This window comes from Streptosporangium sp. NPDC023615 (assembly GCF_040640155.1).
Lineage (GTDB): Bacteria > Actinomycetota > Actinomycetes > Streptosporangiales > Streptosporangiaceae > Streptosporangium.
In genome coordinates, this window is the sequence record NZ_JBFABE010000031.1 from 28,505 (window position 1) to 45,388 (window position 16,884).

14 protein-coding genes are annotated in these 16,884 nt (G+C 73.6%); 10 read left to right on the forward strand and 4 right to left on the reverse strand.

Annotated features, from left to right (window positions below):
- Positions 1-268: 268 nt before the first annotated feature.
- The 4 genes from AB0G16_RS21795 (at position 269) to AB0G16_RS21810 (ending at position 7,710) form a co-directional block, all read left to right on the forward strand.
- Positions 269-2,221, forward strand: a complete 1,953-nt coding sequence (locus AB0G16_RS21795; protein WP_362807636.1) for a hypothetical protein — start codon at positions 269-271, stop codon at positions 2,219-2,221.
- A gap of 253 nt (positions 2,222-2,474) precedes the next feature.
- On the forward strand, positions 2,475-5,447 hold the full coding sequence (locus tag AB0G16_RS21800; protein WP_362807639.1) for an ATP-binding protein: 2,973 nt from the start codon (positions 2,475-2,477) through the stop codon (positions 5,445-5,447).
- Between the two features lie 270 nt (positions 5,448-5,717).
- On the forward strand, positions 5,718-7,004 hold the full coding sequence (locus AB0G16_RS21805; protein WP_362807642.1) for a MurT ligase domain-containing protein: 1,287 nt from the start codon (positions 5,718-5,720) through the stop codon (positions 7,002-7,004).
- Positions 6,994-7,710 (forward strand): glutamine amidotransferase, encoded by a 717-nt coding sequence (locus AB0G16_RS21810; RefSeq protein ID WP_362807645.1) that lies wholly within the window; start codon positions 6,994-6,996, stop codon positions 7,708-7,710. The genes AB0G16_RS21805 and AB0G16_RS21810 overlap by 11 nt, the downstream gene beginning before the upstream one ends.
- A gap of 165 nt (positions 7,711-7,875) precedes the next feature.
- On the opposite strand, the gene AB0G16_RS21815 is transcribed toward AB0G16_RS21810, so the two are convergent.
- Complete coding sequence (locus AB0G16_RS21815) at positions 7,876-8,238, reverse strand: DsrE family protein (protein WP_362807648.1); 363 nt, start codon at positions 8,236-8,238, stop codon at positions 7,876-7,878.
- A 67-nt stretch (positions 8,239-8,305) separates the two neighbouring features.
- On the opposite strand from AB0G16_RS21815, the gene AB0G16_RS21820 reads away from it, so the two are divergent.
- A complete protein-coding gene (locus AB0G16_RS21820) occupies positions 8,306-8,812 on the forward strand; it encodes an FABP family protein (RefSeq protein WP_362807651.1) in 507 nt (168 codons plus the stop codon).
- Positions 8,813-8,816: 4 nt separating this feature from the next.
- On the opposite strand, the gene AB0G16_RS21825 is transcribed toward AB0G16_RS21820, so the two are convergent.
- A complete protein-coding gene (locus AB0G16_RS21825; protein ID WP_362807654.1) occupies positions 8,817-10,295 on the reverse strand; it encodes an MFS transporter in 1,479 nt (492 codons plus the stop codon).
- Positions 10,296-10,368: 73 nt separating this feature from the next.
- Complete coding sequence (locus AB0G16_RS21830; RefSeq protein WP_362807657.1) at positions 10,369-10,857, reverse strand: MarR family transcriptional regulator; 489 nt, start codon at positions 10,855-10,857, stop codon at positions 10,369-10,371.
- 101 nt (positions 10,858-10,958) lie between these two features.
- Here AB0G16_RS21830 and AB0G16_RS21835 point away from each other — a divergent pair, with 101 nt between their 5' ends.
- The 4 genes from AB0G16_RS21835 (at position 10,959) to AB0G16_RS21850 (ending at position 15,133) form a co-directional block, all read left to right on the forward strand.
- Entirely contained in the window at positions 10,959-11,264 is a 306-nt protein-coding gene (locus AB0G16_RS21835; protein WP_362807660.1) for a DUF2470 domain-containing protein, read from the forward strand.
- An 850-nt stretch (positions 11,265-12,114) separates the two neighbouring features.
- On the forward strand, positions 12,115-13,050 hold the full coding sequence (locus AB0G16_RS21840) for an NAD(P)-dependent oxidoreductase (RefSeq protein ID WP_362807663.1): 936 nt from the start codon (positions 12,115-12,117) through the stop codon (positions 13,048-13,050).
- A 643-nt stretch (positions 13,051-13,693) separates the two neighbouring features.
- Positions 13,694-14,107, forward strand: coding sequence for a Fur family transcriptional regulator (locus tag AB0G16_RS21845; protein ID WP_362807666.1), 414 nt, complete (start codon positions 13,694-13,696; stop codon positions 14,105-14,107).
- Between the two features lie 42 nt (positions 14,108-14,149).
- Positions 14,150-15,133, forward strand: a complete 984-nt coding sequence (locus AB0G16_RS21850; protein ID WP_362807669.1) for a glycine cleavage T C-terminal barrel domain-containing protein — start codon at positions 14,150-14,152, stop codon at positions 15,131-15,133.
- Between the two features lie 111 nt (positions 15,134-15,244).
- Here the strand turns inward: AB0G16_RS21850 and dtd are convergent, their stop codons facing one another.
- A complete protein-coding gene (dtd, locus tag AB0G16_RS21855; protein WP_362807672.1) occupies positions 15,245-15,670 on the reverse strand; it encodes a D-aminoacyl-tRNA deacylase in 426 nt (141 codons plus the stop codon).
- A 55-nt stretch (positions 15,671-15,725) separates the two neighbouring features.
- Here dtd and AB0G16_RS21860 point away from each other — a divergent pair, with 55 nt between their 5' ends.
- Positions 15,726-16,676: an asparaginase gene (locus AB0G16_RS21860; protein WP_362807675.1), complete on the forward strand. Its 951-nt coding sequence runs from the start codon at positions 15,726-15,728 to the stop codon at positions 16,674-16,676.
- The last annotated feature ends 208 nt before the right edge of the window (positions 16,677-16,884 follow it).

The window sequence follows — 16,884 nt, forward strand, 5'->3', positions numbered from 1 at the left end:
ACGCCGAGCCCGGGGCACGGAACCCGGGCGCGGGGCTCGGAGCGGGAAACCTGGGAAGCGGAGCCCGGGACGCCGAGCCCGGGACGCGGAGCCCGGGACGCCGAGCCCCGTTCGTCGGGAAGGGACTTCGTCCCACCCGCCCCACCTCTCCCACGGGTCACGCTGAACCGGGGAAAATGCAGCGGATTGGCGGGAACGCTGCCCGAATGGGAGGTCGAACTCTTACGCTGTCTCCGAGGCTTCCGATGAGCCCGATGGCGGAGGTTCCGTGGCGGACGTGCATCCCGAGCATGCGCAGCTCCAGGCGGACCGGATCTACCTGGGCTGGCAGTATGCCTTGTTGCACCCTGATCCGGGTCCGGCTCCCAAGCGACCCTCCCCCCTGGAGAACCCCCCCGAGCCGGTCGATCCCGAGTGGATCCGCAGGGAGCGCCTGAACGAGGACCTGCTGAACCGGCCCGTCAAGATCGTCCGTACGTTCATGGCGGCGCTGGCGACGCTGATCCTCGTGCTGGGCGTCACCGAGATGCTGAGCTGGTCGTTCGCCGCCGTCGGGGTCATCGCCGCAGGGGGCATCGCGGCGTTCTGCAGCTACGCCGTCCACCAGGGCGACCGGGCGGTCCGCCACCGCATCAGGGAGCGCGAGGCGGCCGGGGACCGGCTGCGCGAGGAACGCGACAGGGAGCTCTTCCTCGCCCAGGAGGAGCACGCCGCCCGCTACCGCGAGTGGGCGGAGAGGAAGGAGCGGCACGACCGCCAGCTCACCTGGTACGCGGTGGCCGTGCCCGACGAGATCGACCGGATCGACGTCGCCGGGGGCACGCTGCCCGGCTGGTCGGCGCTGATCACCCTGCTCGGCGCCACCCGCCTCTACAGCGGCGGCCACCTGACCGTGCTGGACCTGTCCGAGGGCGCGGTCGCCAAGGACCTCATCGAGCTGGCGCGCAGGGGCGGCGACGACCCGCTGGTCTGGGTGCTCCCGGTGGACCTGCCCCGGCTCGACCTGGGCGCCACGCTGGCCCCCGAGGCCTTCGCCGACGTCCTCGCCCACGTGGTGAGCGTCAGCGAGGAGCACCGTACGACCAGGGACCTGTCGTTCGACAACGCCATCCTGGAGCGCGTCCTGGAGGTCCTCGGAGAGAGCGCCACGATCAACCAGGTCACCGCGGCGCTGCGCGCCCTGGCCCAGGTCGGCGACCCCCGTGAGGACCTGCGGTTCGGCCTGATCACCGCCGGCCAGCTCGAGCGGATCGGCACCCTGTTCGGCCGCGGCGTCAGCGACCGGGTGGTGATCGAGCGGGCGTGGGCGCTGGAGTCGCAGCTGCGCAAGCTGGAGACCCTCGGCTCCGAGGCGGTGCGCCTGCCGCCCGCGCGGCTGCGGGTCGTGTCGATGGACCGCCAGGCGGGGGTGTTCGGCAACCGGGTCCTCGGCACCTACGTGGCCACCGCGCTCACCCACATCCTGCGCCAGTCGCCCGCCTCCGAGCGCCCCTGGTACCACACGATCATCGTGGCGGGCGCGGACAAGCTCCGCGGCGACGTGCTGGACCGGCTCATGGACGCCTGCGAGACCTCCAGGACCGGCCTGGTGCTCACCTACCGCTCGCTCACCCCGACCGTGCGGGAACGGCTCGGCCGCGGGCACGCGGCGGTGACGTTCATGCGGCTCGGCAACGCCGAGGACGCCCGGATCGCCAGCGAGCACGTCGGCACCGAGCACCGCCTGGAGCTCGCCCAGCTCACCGAGACGATCAGCGCCGCCGGGGCCGGCATGGACGGCGGCTACGTCTCCACGGTCGGTCAGGCCGAGGAGGGCGAGGACGGCCGCGAGGCGGGCCCCGCCGACCTCAAGGAGGACATCACCGAGTCCACCGAGTGGGGCCGTCGCGCGACCAAGGCGATGGGGGAGACCGAGCGGGTGCTGCACCGCTCCAGGGAGTTCCTGGTCGAGCCGCACCAGCTCCAGCAGCTCCCCACCACCTCCGTGATCGTCACCGACGCCACCGCCCAGGGCCGCAGGGTCCGTCTGGCCGACGCCAACCCGGCGATACTGACCTTCCCCAGGACGACGCTGGGCGAGTTCGACGAGATCAGGGACGCCGTGCTGGACCGGGCCGAGGAGAGGCGGGCCCGGGAGGCGCACGAGCCGAACCCGTTCGAGGACGCGCCGCCCAATCTCGGCCCGCCCCCGGCCAGGCTCGACTGGCGCCGCCGCCGATGAGATCACGGCCGGCGCCGGCGCGTACGGTGCCGGCATGGGCGGCCGGGCCGACGGGTACGCCAAGGAGGCGTCCGTATCCCGTAATGGGATGGTCAATGCGGAGGTGCGAGCCCCGAGTCAGGTTCGACCGTGGTCACGGGGGTGGCCCACCCCCGATCACACGTCGGCCGGTACGGCGGAGCGATCCGTGAAGCGTCAACCCTCCGGCCTGGAGCCGGGTCCCCCGGGTGGAGACCAGATAATGCAGCCAAGTGTGTCCCGTCCGCCCCATGCCCTGACCGGGCCCTGGTACAGAATCCAGGCGATCACGGCGCCCTCGCGCAGTTCCTCGGCCGAGTGGGACTTCGTCACCGTCCTGCCCGCCGTGCTCTCCACGGCCCAGCGCGGCCGGCCGTTCGTGGTCGGCTGGCTCTCGCGGGGGTCCGGCGCGCCGCTGGAGCTGATCACCAACGCGGGGCCGCTGACCCCGCCGCGCCCGCCCCGCCGGGCCGCCACCGCCGAGCCCGAGCCGCTCCCGGCCGGCCCCGAGCCGCTGCTCTTCCCCGGCGGTGCCCGGGGCGTGCGGATCGGGGACGAGTGGCTGCGCGACCTGTCGGACCTGGCGTGGACCGTCTGTCCCGGGCGGCAGGCCCCGCCGCTGGGCGGGCGGCGCGAGCCGGACGCCGACGAGATCAGGCGGCCCACCCTGTTCGAGTCGACGCTGGTCACGCTCATGTCCCGGCCGTTCGCCTGGCTGGTGGTGGCCGAGCAGACCGACCTGCTGGACGCCGAGGTCGCGCACCTGCGCACCCAGCTCAACGTGCTGCGGCAGTACGGCGACGCCTCCGAGCGCTCCCGCTACGACGCCGAGCGGGCCGAGCGGCGCATGCAGGAGCTGGACGCCTTCCGCGAGGCCGGGCTCTGGAACGTCCGGGTGCTGGCCGGGGCCGCCGGGCCCGACGAGCTGCGCCAGATCGCGCCGGTGCTCGTCGGTTCGGCCGAGATGAGCCACCACCCCTACCGGCTGCGCAGCGCGCTGTCGGGCCCCGTCCACGGGTTCGCCGAGGCGCTGGCGGTGACGCTGCAGGACCCGGCCGACGGCGCCGCGGCGCCGTTCGCGGCCACCGCCGGGGCGCTCGCCGCCCTCGCCGGGCTGCCGCACCGGGAGGTGCCGGGGGTACGGGTGCTCGACGCGGGCTTCTTCGACGTGACCAGCGAGGCCGACACCGTGCCCGGCGCGCTGACCGTCGAGCTCGGGGCGATCCTCGACGGCCAGGACCGGCCGGTCGGGTCGTTCAAGGTCCCGCTGGCCACCCTCAACCGGCACGCGTTCGTCACCGGCGCCACCGGTTCGGGCAAGTCCCAGACGGTCAGGCACCTGCTGGAGCAGCTCACCGGCGCGGGCATCCCGTGGCTGGCCATCGAACCGGCCAAGTCCGAGTACGCCGCGATGGGCGGCCGGATCGAGCACCTCGCCCCGGTGACCGTGATCAACCCGTCGGCGCCGGAGAGCGTGCCGTTCAGCGTCAACCCGCTCGCGCCCGAGCCCGGCTACCCGGTGCAGGCGCACATCGACATGGTGCGGGCGCTGTTCATGGCGGCCTTCGACGCCGAGGAGCCGTTCCCGCAGATCATGTCGCTGGCCCTGCAGCGGGTGTACGAGGCCAACGGCTGGGACGTGGTGACCGGCTGGGCGGCTCCCGGCGCGGCGGTACGGCCCGCCGTGCCGACCCTGGAACAGCTCCAGCGGCACGCGATGGACGTGATCAAGGAGATCGGGTACGGCCGGGAGGTCCAGGCCGACGTGGAGGGCTTCATCTCGCTGCGCCTGCGGTCGCTGCGGGTCGGCTCGGCGGGCCGGTTCTTCGAGGGCGGGCACCCGGCCGACATCGGCGACCTGCTCCAGCGCAACGTGGTGCTCGCCATCGAGGACGTCGCCAACGACGAGGACAAGGCGTTCCTGATGGGCACGCTGATCATCCGGATCGTGGAGCACCTGCGGATGCGGGCCAGGAAGGAGCGCAGCAGCGGGCTGCGGCACGTCATCGTGATCGAGGAGGCCCACCGCCTGCTCCGCGACCGGGGTGCCGGGCGGGCCAGCACGCACGCGGTCGAGCTGCTGGCGGGCATGCTGGCCGAGATCCGCGCGTACGGGGAGGGCATCGTGGTCGCCGAGCAGATCCCCACCAAGCTCGTCCCCGACGTGGTGAAGAACACCGCGCTGAAGGTCATCCACCGGCTGCCCGCCGAGGACGACCGGCACCTGGTCGGCGCGGCGACCAACCTGAGCGAGGAGCAGTCGCGCCAGGTCGTCTCGCTCCCGCCGGGGGTGGCCGCGGTCTTCGCCGACGGCATGGACCGGCCGCTGCGCATCCAGGTGCCGCTGGGCGAGGACCGTGAGCGCCCGGTGCCCGGCCACCTGCCGCCGATCTGCGGTCGCCGCTCGGCCGCGTGCGGGCAGGAGTGCCAGGAGGGCCGGGCGTGCACGCTGGTCGAGCTGCGCGAGGCCGACCTGCTCGCCGAGGCGCCGGAGTGGGCCTGGCTGCGGATCTGGGCCGACACGCTGGTGCTGGCGTTCTGCACCAACCGGCCGATGCCGGGGGTGCCGCGGGTGCTGGCCGAGGCGTGGTCGGAGCTGCCGGCGCGGCGCCGCGAGTGCCTGCTGGCCACGACGGTGGAGCGGAGCGTGGGCCGTCGCGCGTGGGCGCTGCGCACCGTCGGCGACCCGGCCACGCTGACCGAGCAGGTCGCCGCCGTCGCGACCCGGCTGCTCGGCCCCGATCGCGAGCCCGGCGAGCGGCCGGGACCCGCCTGGGTCATCGGCCAGGTGCGGTGGCTGCACGAGGTGGACCGGCTCTTCCCGCACGGGCAGCCCGCGCCCAACCCGCGCGGGTCCGCGCCGGTGATGGAGTACGCGCTGTTCAGCCGTGCTTCTGGCGCCGCGGGCGCCTCGGAGCTGCTCGGCCACCGGGCCAAGGCGCTGCGCCACCACCCGCTGTCCATGGAGGTGGAGCGCAACCGTGAGCTGGCCTGGCGGGCGATCCTGGGCGACGACGAGCGCGAGGGCGTGGACCGCGACGTCGACACCGTCACGATCGGCGTAGACCCTGCCGAGCGGCTCCGGCAGGTGGCGCAGACGATGGGGGCGGGCTGGCTGGAGAGCGTGCTGTCCTGGCCGCACCGGTTCGTCCTGCCGTTCGACGCGGGCTCGCCGGAACCCGCCGAGCTCGCCTTCGCCGAACGGTGAGGGCGGGTCCCGGCGGCGCCGCTCGAACGCCGTGGCCCGGCGGCGCCGCTCGAACGCCGTGGCCCGGCGGCGCCGCTCGAACGCCGCGACCCGGCGCGGACGTCCGGGTCCGGCCGGGTGGCCCGTCCCGGCCGGGCGTGTGGGCCGGAGGTGCCGGTGCCCGAGCACGGCTAGGATCTGCGGCATGAACGATTCGGCGATTCCGGTCCCCGAGCCGGGACGGCCGGCCGCCGGGTCGTCCTACGACCGGTCGCCACGCGAGGAGACGGCATGACTCAGCTTCCGCTGCGGGCGCAGCTCGCGACCGCTCTCGGCCGTACGGCCGCGACCCTGTCCCGGGTCACCGGACGCGGGGACGGGTCGGTGATCGGGGGCCGGGTCAGTCTGGTCCTGGAGCCCGACCTGCTGCGCAAGCTCGCGCACGACCGCAAGCTCGTGCTGGTGAGCGCGACCAACGGCAAGACCACGACGACCCGCCTGATCACCTCCGCGCTGTCGGAGCTCGGCGACGTCGCCACCAACGCCTTCGGCGCCAACATGCCCGCCGGGCACGTCTCGGCGCTGTCGTCGGCCAAGAACGCCCCGTACGGGGTGCTGGAGGTCGACGAGAAGTACCTGCCCGAGGTGATCGACACGACCGGCGCGGGGGTCATCTGCCTGATGAACCTCAGCCGCGACCAGATGGACCGGGCCGGGGAGATCTGGCTGCTCGCCCAGAAGTGGCGGCGGGCGCTGGCCGGGAAGAACACCCACGTGATCGCCAACGCCGACGACCCGCTGGTGACGTGGGGCGCCTCCACCGCCGCCTCGGTCACCTGGGTGTCGGCCGGGCAGCCGTGGAAGGAGGACTCCTGGTGCTGCCCCGAGTGCGGCGGCCCCCTCGACCGCAAGGGGATGGAGTACGTCCCGCCGGGCGGCATGGGCACCGGCGCCCCCTCCGGCGCGGGGGAGAACGACTGGGCCTGCCGGGAGTGCACCTTCCGCCGTCCCGAGCCGTCCTGGGTCCTCGACGACGACGCGGTCATCGACCCGCGCGGGCGGCGCTGGGTGCTGGACATCCAGCTCCCCGGGCGCGCCAACCGCGCCAACGCGGCGATCGCGCTGGCCACCGCCGAGGCGTTCGGCCTGCCGGTCGAGCGGGCGCTGCCCCGGCTGCGCGAGGTCAGGTCGGTCGCCGGCCGCTACACCACGGTGGAGCGCGACGGCCGTCACGCCCGGCTGCTGCTGGCCAAGAACCCGGCCGGATGGCTGGAGGCGTTCGACGTGCTCGACCCCTCGCTGCCGGTGATCCTCTCGGTCAACGCCCAGGGGCCCGACGGCCGCGACACCTCGTGGCTGTGGGACGTCGACTACCGGGTGCTGCGCGGCAGGCCGGTGTTCGTGACCGGCGAACGGCGGCTGGACCTCGCACTGCGGCTGGACGTCGCGGACGTGCCGTTCCAGCTCTCCGGCTCGTTCGAGCAGGCGCTCGCCGCGCAGCCGCCGGGCAAGGTCGACGTCATCGCCAACTACACCGCCTTCCAGCAGATTCGATCGGAGTTCGGTCGTGCAGTCTGACAGCGCCCTGCGCCTTGTCTGGATCTACCCGGACCTGTTGAGCACGTACGGCGACCAGGGCAACGTCCTGGTCCTGGAGCAGCGCGCCCGCCGTCGCGGCATCCCGGTCGAGACCGTGCACGTGCGCTCGGCCGACGCCGTCCCGGAGAGCGGTGACATCTACCTCATCGGCGGCGGCGAGGACCGGCCGCAGATCCTGGCCTCGGAGCGGCTCCGCCGTGACGGGGGCCTGCACCGGGCCGTCCAGCGGGGCGCGGCCCTGCTGGCGGTGTGCGCGGGCTACCAGATCATGGGCACGACGTTCGGCGGCGAGGAGGGTCAGCCGGTCGACGGCATCGGCCTGATCGACATCGCCAGCGGCCGGGGCGAGGGACGGGCCGTCGGCGAGCTGGCCGGGGAGGCGGACCCGGCGCTCGGCATCCCGACGCTGACCGGTTTCGAGAACCACATGGGCGTCACCCGGCTGGGGCCCGGGGTCCGGCCGCTGGCGCGTACCGCGGTGGGCACGGGCAACGGCGACGGCACCGAGGGCTGCCACATCGGCAAGATCGTCGGAACCTACCTGCACGGTCCCGCGCTCGCCCGCAACCCCGGCCTCGCCGACCTGCTGCTCACCTGGGCGGTGGGCGCCCAGCTGCCGCCGATCGACGACTCCTGGTTCGAGCGGCTCCGCGAGGAGCGCCTGGCCGCGGTACGCCCGGGCTGAACCGGGCGCGGTCCTCTGCGTCGCCCTCCGGCGTCGCTCCCCTGCCGGGACGGGTGCTCCCGGACGGGGAGCGACGGGGCCCGGCGGTGGACGCCCGTCCGCGGGTGGGGGACCGGCGGTGGACGCCGGCCGGCGGACGAGGGGACCCGCGAAGGGGGAGGCCGGTCAGTAGACGAGGGCCTGGACGCCCTCGCCCAGGACCTCCTCGACGAACGTGGGGGCGCCCGCGATGCGCACCCCCTCGATCAGGTCGTCGACCGTGATCTCCCGCCGGGACGCGCACTGCGTGCAGAGCGTCACCCGGCCGGCGGCGAGGACCGCGCCGAGCAGGTCTCCGAGCCCGGCCGCGTGCGGGAGGGAGAACGTCTCCGCCCGCCCGGGAAGGGCGAACCACGACGCCTCGCCGGTCAGCCAGAGCGAGACGGGGACCCCGCTCGCCAACGCCGCCGCGGCCACCGTGAACGCCTGGTTGCAGCGCTCGGGTGCGTCCTCGCCCGCGGTCACCTTGATCACCAGTGATCGTGCCATGTGTGAAGACTATGCGGGTCCCCCTCGCGGGCGCGAACCGTGCCGGGGCGGCTCTAGGCTCGGACCCATGGACGTTCCCGAACTTCATCCCGATCTTGAGCCGATCGCCTTCCTCGTGGGCAGGTGGGAGGGCGCCGGAGTCGGGGGATATCCGACGATCGAGAGCTTCAACTTCGGCCAGGAGATCGTCTTCGGTCACAACGGCAAGCCGTTCCTGACCTACACCAGCCGCACCTGGCTGCTCGACGAGGCGGGCGCCAAGGTCCGCCCCCTGGGCACCGAGACCGGTTTCTGGCGCCAGCTTCCCGGGCGTCAGCTGGAGGTGTGCCTGTCCCACCCCACCGGCATCGTGGAGATCTACGTCGGGGAGGTGGTCTTCCACAGGATCGAGCTCCAGACCGACGTGGTGGCCCGTACCGCGACCGCCAAGGAGTACACCGCGGGCCACCGCCTGTACGGCCTGGTCAACGGCAACCTGATGTGGGCCTACGACATGGCGGCGATGGGGCAGCCGCTCCAGTCGCACATCTCGGCCGAGCTCAAGCGGGTCGGCGACTTCGTCCCCGAGAGCTGAACCCTCATCCCCGGGAGCCGATCCGCCTCGCCCCGGCGGCCGATCCGCCGGCCGTGCCCGGCGCCCGGAGCGTGACGAACGCGACCGCGACGGCGGCCAGCAGCAGGACCGCCGAGACGGAGAAGGCCAGGCGGTAGCCGCCGGTCAGCGCGGCGGCCCGGCTCTGCCCGGCGGCCAGCAGTTCCCCGGTACGTGAGGCGGCCAGCGTGGACAGCACCGCCACGCCGACGGCCATGCCGATCTGCTGGGTGGTGTTGAACAGCCCCGACGTCAGGCCCGCGTCGTCGGGCCTGGCGCCGGACATGCCGAGCGAGGTCAGCGCGGGCAGCACCAGCCCGCCGCCGGTGACGAGCAGCATCACCGGGAGCAGGTCGGTGACGTAGTCGGCGTCCACCGGGACACGGGTGAGCCACCCCATCGCCCCGGCCAGCAGCGCCAGGCCCGCCAGCAGCACCGCGCGCTCGCCGAAGCGGGTGTTGAGCCGGGCGGAGACGAACAGGGACACCCCGCCGATGCACACCGCCGCGGGCAGCATCGCCATGCCGGTGCCGAGCGCGCCGTAGCCGAGGACCCCCTGCAGGTAGAGCGCGACGAGGATCTGGAAGGCGAACATCGCCGAGAGCGTCAGCATCTGCGCCAGGTTGGCGCCCACGACGTTGCGCGAGCGGAGGATCCGCAGCGGCATCAGCGGGGTCCGGGCGGTCGCCTGGCGGGCGAAGAACGCGGCCAGCAGCGCGAGCGACAGCGCGCCGAGGCCCAGGGTGCGCGCCGCGAGCCAGCCGTACCGCTCCACCTCGACCACGGTGTAGATGCCGAGCATCAGCCCGGCGGTGACCAGCAGGGCGCCCAGCGCGTCGGCGCCCGCGGCGAACCCGATCCCGCGCTCGTGCGGCAGCGCCCGGATCGCCAGCGCGATCGTGGCCAGCCCGATCGGCAGGTTGATGAAGAAGATCCAGTGCCAGCTCAGCGCGTCGGTGAGGACCCCGCCCAGCACCTGGCCGATCGAGGCCCCGGCGGCGCCGGTGAAGCTGAAGAACCCGATCGCCCTGACGCGCTCGCGAGGATCGGTGAACAGCGTCACCAGGATGCCCAGGACGACCGAGGAGGCCATGGCGCTGCCGACTCCCTGGAGGAACCGGGCGCCGATCAGCTGGCCGGGGCCGGTCGCGGCCCCGGCCAGCAGTGACGCGGCGGTGAAGACCGCGTTGCCGGCCAGGAACATGGTCCTGCGGCCGATCAGGTCGCCCAGTCGCCCGGCCAGCAGGAGCAGCCCGCCGAAGGCGATCAGGTAGGCGTTCACGGTCCAGCTCAGCCCGGCGGGTGAGAAGCCCAGGTCCTGCTGGATGGCCGGCATCGCCACGGTGACGATGCTGCCGTCGAGGATCGTCATCAGCATCGCGGCCGAGAGCACGGCGAGTGCCGTCCAGCGTGACCGGCCCGCGCCGGCGGGAGCCGTCACGGGCGAGGGGGTGGGGGATGACATGGTCGTCTCCTGTCCGAGGGGGAACAGGAGAGACCGTAGCAGATAGTTTTGTTGTAGACGATCCCTGTCGGATCTACTTTGTGCTCTGCCGTGCCCTCCGGGCCGCCTGGGGGGCCTCGACCGGGGCGGCCAGATGTCCCTCCGTCAGCCGCCTCATGGCCCTCACCAGCACCTCGGCCTCGTCGGCGGGCAGTGAGTCCAGGGCCGCCCGGTGCACGCCGTCGACGATCTCCTGACTCCGCCGCGCGACCCGTGCGCCCTCCTCGGTGACCACGATGATCCGCGCCCGCCGGTCCGTACGGGACGGGCGGCGCTCGGCGAGCCCGGCCTTCTCCAGGGCGTCGACCGTGACGACCATCGTGGTCTTGTCCATGTCGCCGATCTCGGCGAGCTGGATCTGGGTGCGCTCCTCCTCCAGGGCGTGGACCAGCACGCAGTGCATGCGCGGGGTCAGCCCGATCTCGGCGAGCGCCGCCGCCATCCGGGTCCTCAGGACGTGACCGGTGTGATCCAGCAGGAACGACAGGTCCGGCTCGGTGCGAGCGACTGCCATGGCGGTCATGCCGTCCAGACTACCAATCGGTTTCCTTGTGGATTATCTGCGAACGATCGCATCCGGGCTCGCCTCCGTCCCCGGGATCGCCCGTCGTTAGGCTCTCGGGGATGAGCACTCCCTTCACCCCCGACGCGGTCGAGGCGATCAAGCGTCACATGAACGACGACCACGCCGACGACGCGCTGCTGATCTGCCGGAGCCTGGGCGGCCGGCCCGAGGCCACCGCCGCGACGACGACCGGCGTCGACGCCGAGGCGATCGAGTTCACCGCCGTGGTCGGCGGGCGGGACGTCGTCGTCCGCGTCCCGTGGAGCACCACGCTGACCGAGCGGGCACAGGTCCGCGCCGAGGTCGTCCGCCTCTACCGTGAGGCCTGCGCCGCGCTCGGCGTCCCCGCCCGCGGCGAGCACTGACCGCCGGACCCCTGTCCCGGGGCACCGGGCGAGCACCGACCGCCGGACCCCTGTCCCGGGGCACCGGGCGAGCACCGACCGCCGGACCCCGTCCCGGGGACACCGGGCGGGGGCGCCGGCCGCTGTGGCACGGGCGTGGCCTCGCGGGGCGTCCCTCAGGAGGCCGCCTCGATGCGGGCGGTGAGGCCGTAGTCGAACCCCTTGCCCGGAGTCGGCCTGCCCTCGACGGCCTGGGGCCCGCCGTTCGCGATGACCGGGACGCTCAGCAGCAGGTCGTCGCCGATGTGGTCGTCCTCCCAGACCTCGATGGTGAACGAGGCCCCCGGGCGTCACGGTCAGCCGGGTGTACGGCCCGGCGGACCTGCGGGTGCTTCCCGAGCACTTGGCGGCGGCGCTCGTCCAGGTCCAGCAGTATCCGAGCCTGGTCTCGGCGTCCTCGCCGTTGGCGGGCCACATGTAGTACTTGTCGCCGGCCTCCTTGAGCTCGACGCGGACCTCGTCCTGGCCGCTCTCCTCCAGCTCGTACGCGACGATGCCGAGCAGGGAGCCCCGCACGTTGGGCGCGGGTTCGTCGGCGTGGGCGGCGCCGCCCGTGAGCAGTGTCCCCGCGAGCAGCGCGCCGCTGAGCGCCACGCGGGTGGGTGACCGGAACACCCCCGTTCTCCGTTCGTCGGTGATCGTGCGCCGCCATCATGGGCGGGAACTCTTGTGATCTCCTTGGAACTGATCGCGCCCGGCGCTCCGCGACGGGCCGGCGCGAGGTTGATGACGGTCAGGTCACTGCCGGGACCGTGCGGAAGGTTCGTGCGAAGCTCCCAAGTACCAAAATTTCCTGAAACAGGGAGGTGCGGTGAAGCCACGAGCACTCGTACTGGCGCCCATGCGGGGCCCGGAATGGAACCGCCTCAGGGAACTCGTCGACGTCCACTACGACCCGGCCGGGCACCGTCCCCACCGGGCGGACGACCTCGCCCGCCTGCTCGCGGACATCGGCGCGCGCATCCTCGTCACCGAGTCCGACGAGGTGGCGGGCCCGGTCCTGGACCATCCGCTGCTGGTGGTGGGCTGCGCGCGCGGCGACGCGGAGAACGTGGACCTCCCCGCGGCCACCGGCAGGGGCATCCCCGTCGTCTGCGCCCCCGGCCGCGACGCCGACGCGGTCGCCGAGCTCACCCTCGCGCTGATCCTCGCCGTGACCCGCCGGGTGGCGGTCGGTGACCGGGAGATCCGGCAGGGTATGGTCTCCCACCACCGGCACCGCGCCTGGGAGCTCGCGGGCCGGACCGTCGGCCTGATCGGCTACGGGGCGGTCGGCCGCGCGGTGGCGTGGCGGATGAAGGGGCTGGGGATGCGCGTCATGGTGTACGACCCCGAGGCGGAGGAGAACCGGTACGGTCTCGACGTCCTGCTGGCCCAGGCCGACGTGGTCTCGCTGCACGCCCCGGCGTCGGCGGGTCCCCTGGTCGGCGCGGCCCAGTTCGCCGCGATGAGAACCGGAGCGATCTTCGTCAACACCGCCGACCCGTACCTGTACGACATGAACGCCCTGGTCGGGGCATTGAAGTCGGGACATCTGGCGGGTGCCGGCCTCGACCGGTTCGCCGGGGAGTGGCTGGAGCCCGGTCACCCGCTCACCGACATGGACAACGTGGTGCTGACCCCGCACGTGGGCGCGTCGACCTACGACACGGAGATCAACCACACCAGGATGATCTGCGAGGACATCGTCAGGATCCTCGGCGGGGAACGTCCGCTGCACTGCGCCAACCCCGCCTTCCGGGACTGACCGCCCGCGGGACGGGGCCGGCCGGCCGCGTGGGGGAGCGGTCTCGGGGGCCGGTCGCGTACGGGAGAGATCGTCCGTGACGAGGGTCACGGGCCGGTCGCGCGGAAGGGCGTCCGTGCGCGGGATGACGGCCGGGTGCGGAAGAGCGGCCGGGCGCGGGAAGAGGGCCGAGCGCGGGAGGGAGGCCGGGAAGGGAAGAACCCCGGGCCACTTCCCCCTGCCGGGCAGGAGGGCCGGTGGACTACAGGCGGGATCACTCCCGCCCTCCGGCGGCCCGGGGTTCCGGTGATTGTCGTGGATTCGCCGAACGTCGCCAGACGCCCGGACAGAGTCCGGTCGCGGCGTCCTAGCGGACAGCCACCTCGCTAGCCCAACTATGATCAACCATTGTTCGGACCACCTCCTTTCGGCGTGCCTGTACGTTATGAAATCCTCGGCCCGAGGGCAAATGAATAACCGCTCCGATCGCGAGAATTCTGAAACCCCCCTCCGACCAGGTGGTCTTCCGGCCCCGCCGCCGCCGTGGCCGGTCACGCCGTCCCCCGCGGGGCCGATCGCGGGGCCGGTCGCGAAGCCGGGGAAGAGGCCGAAGATGTGGTGATCACGGCGACGAGCAGGACCCGGGTGCTCTTAGACTCATGCCATGACCGAGACGTCGTGGCATGAGGAACTGCGGGCGCGCGGTTACCGGGTCACCCCGCAACGCCAACTGGTGCTTGAGGCGGTCAAGGCCTGCGAGCACGCCACCCCCGAGGAGATCTGCAACCGGGTGCGGGAGACCGCCCGCGGGGTGAACATCTCCACCGTCTACCGGACCCTGGAGCTCCTGGAGGAGCTCGGCATGGTCGCCCACAGCCATCTCGGGCACGGCGCCCCCACCTACCACCTGGCGGCCGAGGCCGAGCACGTGCACCTGGTCTGCCGCGGCTGCGGGGAGATCAGCGAGGTCAGTCCCGACCTGGTGGAGAACTTCGTCACCCACCTGGACGACCGGCTCGGGTTCGCCACCGACGTGCACCATCTGACGATCTTCGGTCGCTGCCGCAACTGCCGCTGAGTCGCCGCCGTCGTGGTCGGCGGGGCCTCGTAGGCTGGGGCCATGCGAAGCCCTCTGCTGGACACTCCCGGCGCGGTAGCGGCCGAGGCCCCCGACGCCGACGTCGCCGGACACTACGGCGACCCGTTCGCCGAGCAGCGCGCGCTGCTCGCCGGAGAGGCGATGGTCGACCGGAGCAACCGCGAGGTCGTCCGGATCGCCGGGCCGGACCGCCTGAGCTGGCTCAACAGCCTGACCTCGCAGAAACTCGACGATCTGCCCCCGGGCCGGCCGACCGAGACGCTGCTGCTGGACGCGCAGGGCCGGGTGGAGCACCACCTCGTCCTCGTCGACGACGGCGAGGCCGTGTGGGCCCATGTCGAGCCGGGCACCGGCGCCGCGCTGGTCGACTTCCTCGACAGGATGCGGTTCATGCTGAGGGTCGAGGTCACCGACGTGAGCGACCGCTACGCCGTCGTCTCCGTGGGCGGCGAGGCGCGCCCCGTGCTTCCCGAGGGGGCGATCTCCGTCGGCCGGGACGTCCTCCTCCCGCGCGAGCTGCTGGCGGTCGGGATCGGCCTGGGGCTGGCCGGGCTCTGGGCGTACGAGGCGCTGCGGATCGAGGAGTACCGTCCCCGCCTGGGCTTCGAGACCGACCACAAGACGATCCCGCACGAGGTGGGCTGGATCGGCACGGCCCTGCACCTCGGCAAGGGCTGCTACAAGGGCCAGGAGACCGTGGCGCGGGTCCACAACCTGGGCCACCCGCCGCGGCGCCTGGTCTTCCTGCACCTGGACGGCAGCGTCGACACCCTGCCCAGGCACGGTGACCCCGTGACCCACGACGGCACGGAGGTCGGCTCCGTCGGCAGCGCCGCGCGCCACCACGAGCTCGGGCCGGTCGCGCTGGCCGTGATCAAGCGGACCGTGCCGGTGGACGCCACGCTGGAGGCGGGCGGGGTGGCCGCCTCGCAGGAGGTCGTGGTGCCGCCGGACGCCGGGCGCAACGTCAAGATCGACCCCGCGCTCCGCCGCCGCATCCGCTGACGGCGCGACGGCCGGGGCGGGGCGGCCCGATCCCGTCCGGCCCGATCCCGTCCGGCCGGGTTCCGGCCGTGGCGGACCGGGCCGCAGCGGGTCGGGGCGGGTCGGGGCGGGTCAGACCTCCAGGATCAGGGTGATCGGCCCGTCGTTGGTCAGGGCGACCTTCATGTCCGCGCCGAACACCCCCGTCTCCACCCGCGCGCCCAGCTCGCGGAGCGCGGCGCAGACCGCCTCGACGAGCGGCTCGGCCACCGGGCCCGGCGCGGCGGCCTGCCAGGTGGGGCGGCGTCCCTTGCGGGCGTCGCCGTACAGGGTGAACTGGCTGACCACCAGCAGCGGCGCCCCGATGTCGGAGCAGGACCTCTCGCCGGAGAGGACGCGCAGCCCCCACAGCTTGGCGGCGAGCCTGGACGCCTCCGCCGGGGTGTCGTCGTGGGTCACGCCGACCAGGACCAGCAGCCCGGGCTCGTCGACGGCCCCGACCGTCACCCCGTCCACCGTCACCGACGCGGAACTCACCCTCTGCACCACAGCACGCATCCCCCCATCATCCCGTGCCCCCGGAGTCCCCCCGCTCCGGCCGGAAGGAGAACAAGTGCCCGCTGAGTCGTTGCTCGTCGAGGTCGTCCGCTCGGGGTTCGTGGAGTCGGCCCACCGGGCGCGGATGCTCGCCGTCGCCGCCGACGGGTCCCTGGTGAGGGTGCACGGGGAGGTGGACGCCCTGGTCTCGCCGCGTTCGGCGATGAAGCCCCTGCAGGTGCTCGCCATGGTCCGCGCCGGGCTCCCCCTGGAGGGGGAGCTGCTCGCGCTGGCGTGCGCGAGCCACGCGGGCGAGCCGTTCCACGTGGACGGGGTACGGAGGATCCTGGCCGGGGCGGGGCTGGACGAGGGCGCGCTGCGCTGTCCGGAGGACCTGCCGGAGGACGTCGCCTCCCGCGACGAGGTGCTGCGCTCCGGCGGGGGCCGGGCCAGGGTGTACATGAACTGCTCGGGCAAGCACGCGGCGATGCTCGTCACCTGCGCGCTCAACGGCTGGCCGCCCGGGACCTACCTCGACCCCGCCCACCCGTTGCAGCGGGCCGTCCGCGCCACGGTCGAGGAGCTGACCGGTGAGCGCGTCGCCGCCGGAGGGGTGGACGGCTGCGGCGCCCCCCTGTTCTTCGTCTCGATGCTGGGCGTGGTCAGGGCGTTCCGCGCCCTCGTCCGGGCGCCGGAGGGCACCCCGGAGCGCCGCGTCGCGGACGCCTTCCGGGCCCACCCCGAGTGGACGTCGGGCACCGCCCGTCCCGAGGCCCGGCTGATGCGGGCCGTCCCCGGGCTGATGGTCAAGGCCGGGGCCGAGGCCTTCGACGCCTTCGTGTTCTCCGACGGGCGCTCGGGGACCGTCAAGATCGAGGACGGTGGCCAGCGCGCCCGGGTCCCGGTCACCGTCGCGGCCCTGGCGGCCCTCGGTTTCGAGGGTCCCGAGCTCGACGAGCTCGCCACGGGCGTCCTGCTCGGCGGTGGGCGCCCCGTGGGCGAGATCCGGGTGAGCGGGAGGCCCTGACGGCGGGAGGGCCCGGGTGGTGGGGGGCCGCGACGGCGGGCGGACCCCGGCCGGGCGTGACGGTGAGCGGAACCGGCCGGGCGTGACGCCCCGGCGGCGGACGGACGCGGCCTTCGGTCTTCCGCCCCGGCCCCCGGCGGACATCTGCAATCATGTCGGCAGTCCGACGTTTCCCGAGGTGGCATGCGCGCGCCCGTACACATCCGAC

Bases quoted from the DNA above. Each gene is read 5' to 3' on its own strand.
- AB0G16_RS21805 (WP_362807642.1), top strand. From the start codon at position 5,718: ATGACTCAGCTTCCGCTGCGGGCGCAGCTCGCGACCGCTCTCGGCCGT.
- AB0G16_RS21815 (WP_362807648.1), bottom strand. From the start codon at position 8,238: ATGGCACGATCACTGGTGATCAAGGTGACCGCGGGCGAGGACGCACCC.
- AB0G16_RS21820 (WP_362807651.1), top strand. From the start codon at position 8,306: ATGGACGTTCCCGAACTTCATCCCGATCTTGAGCCGATCGCCTTCCTC.
- AB0G16_RS21825 (WP_362807654.1), bottom strand. From the start codon at position 10,295: ATGTCATCCCCCACCCCCTCGCCCGTGACGGCTCCCGCCGGCGCGGGC.
- AB0G16_RS21830 (WP_362807657.1), bottom strand. From the start codon at position 10,857: ATGACCGCCATGGCAGTCGCTCGCACCGAGCCGGACCTGTCGTTCCTG.
- AB0G16_RS21835 (WP_362807660.1), top strand. From the start codon at position 10,959: ATGAGCACTCCCTTCACCCCCGACGCGGTCGAGGCGATCAAGCGTCAC.
- AB0G16_RS21845 (WP_362807666.1), top strand. From the start codon at position 13,694: ATGACCGAGACGTCGTGGCATGAGGAACTGCGGGCGCGCGGTTACCGG.
- AB0G16_RS21850 (WP_362807669.1), top strand. From the start codon at position 14,150: ATGCGAAGCCCTCTGCTGGACACTCCCGGCGCGGTAGCGGCCGAGGCC.
- dtd (WP_362807672.1), bottom strand. From the start codon at position 15,670: ATGCGTGCTGTGGTGCAGAGGGTGAGTTCCGCGTCGGTGACGGTGGAC.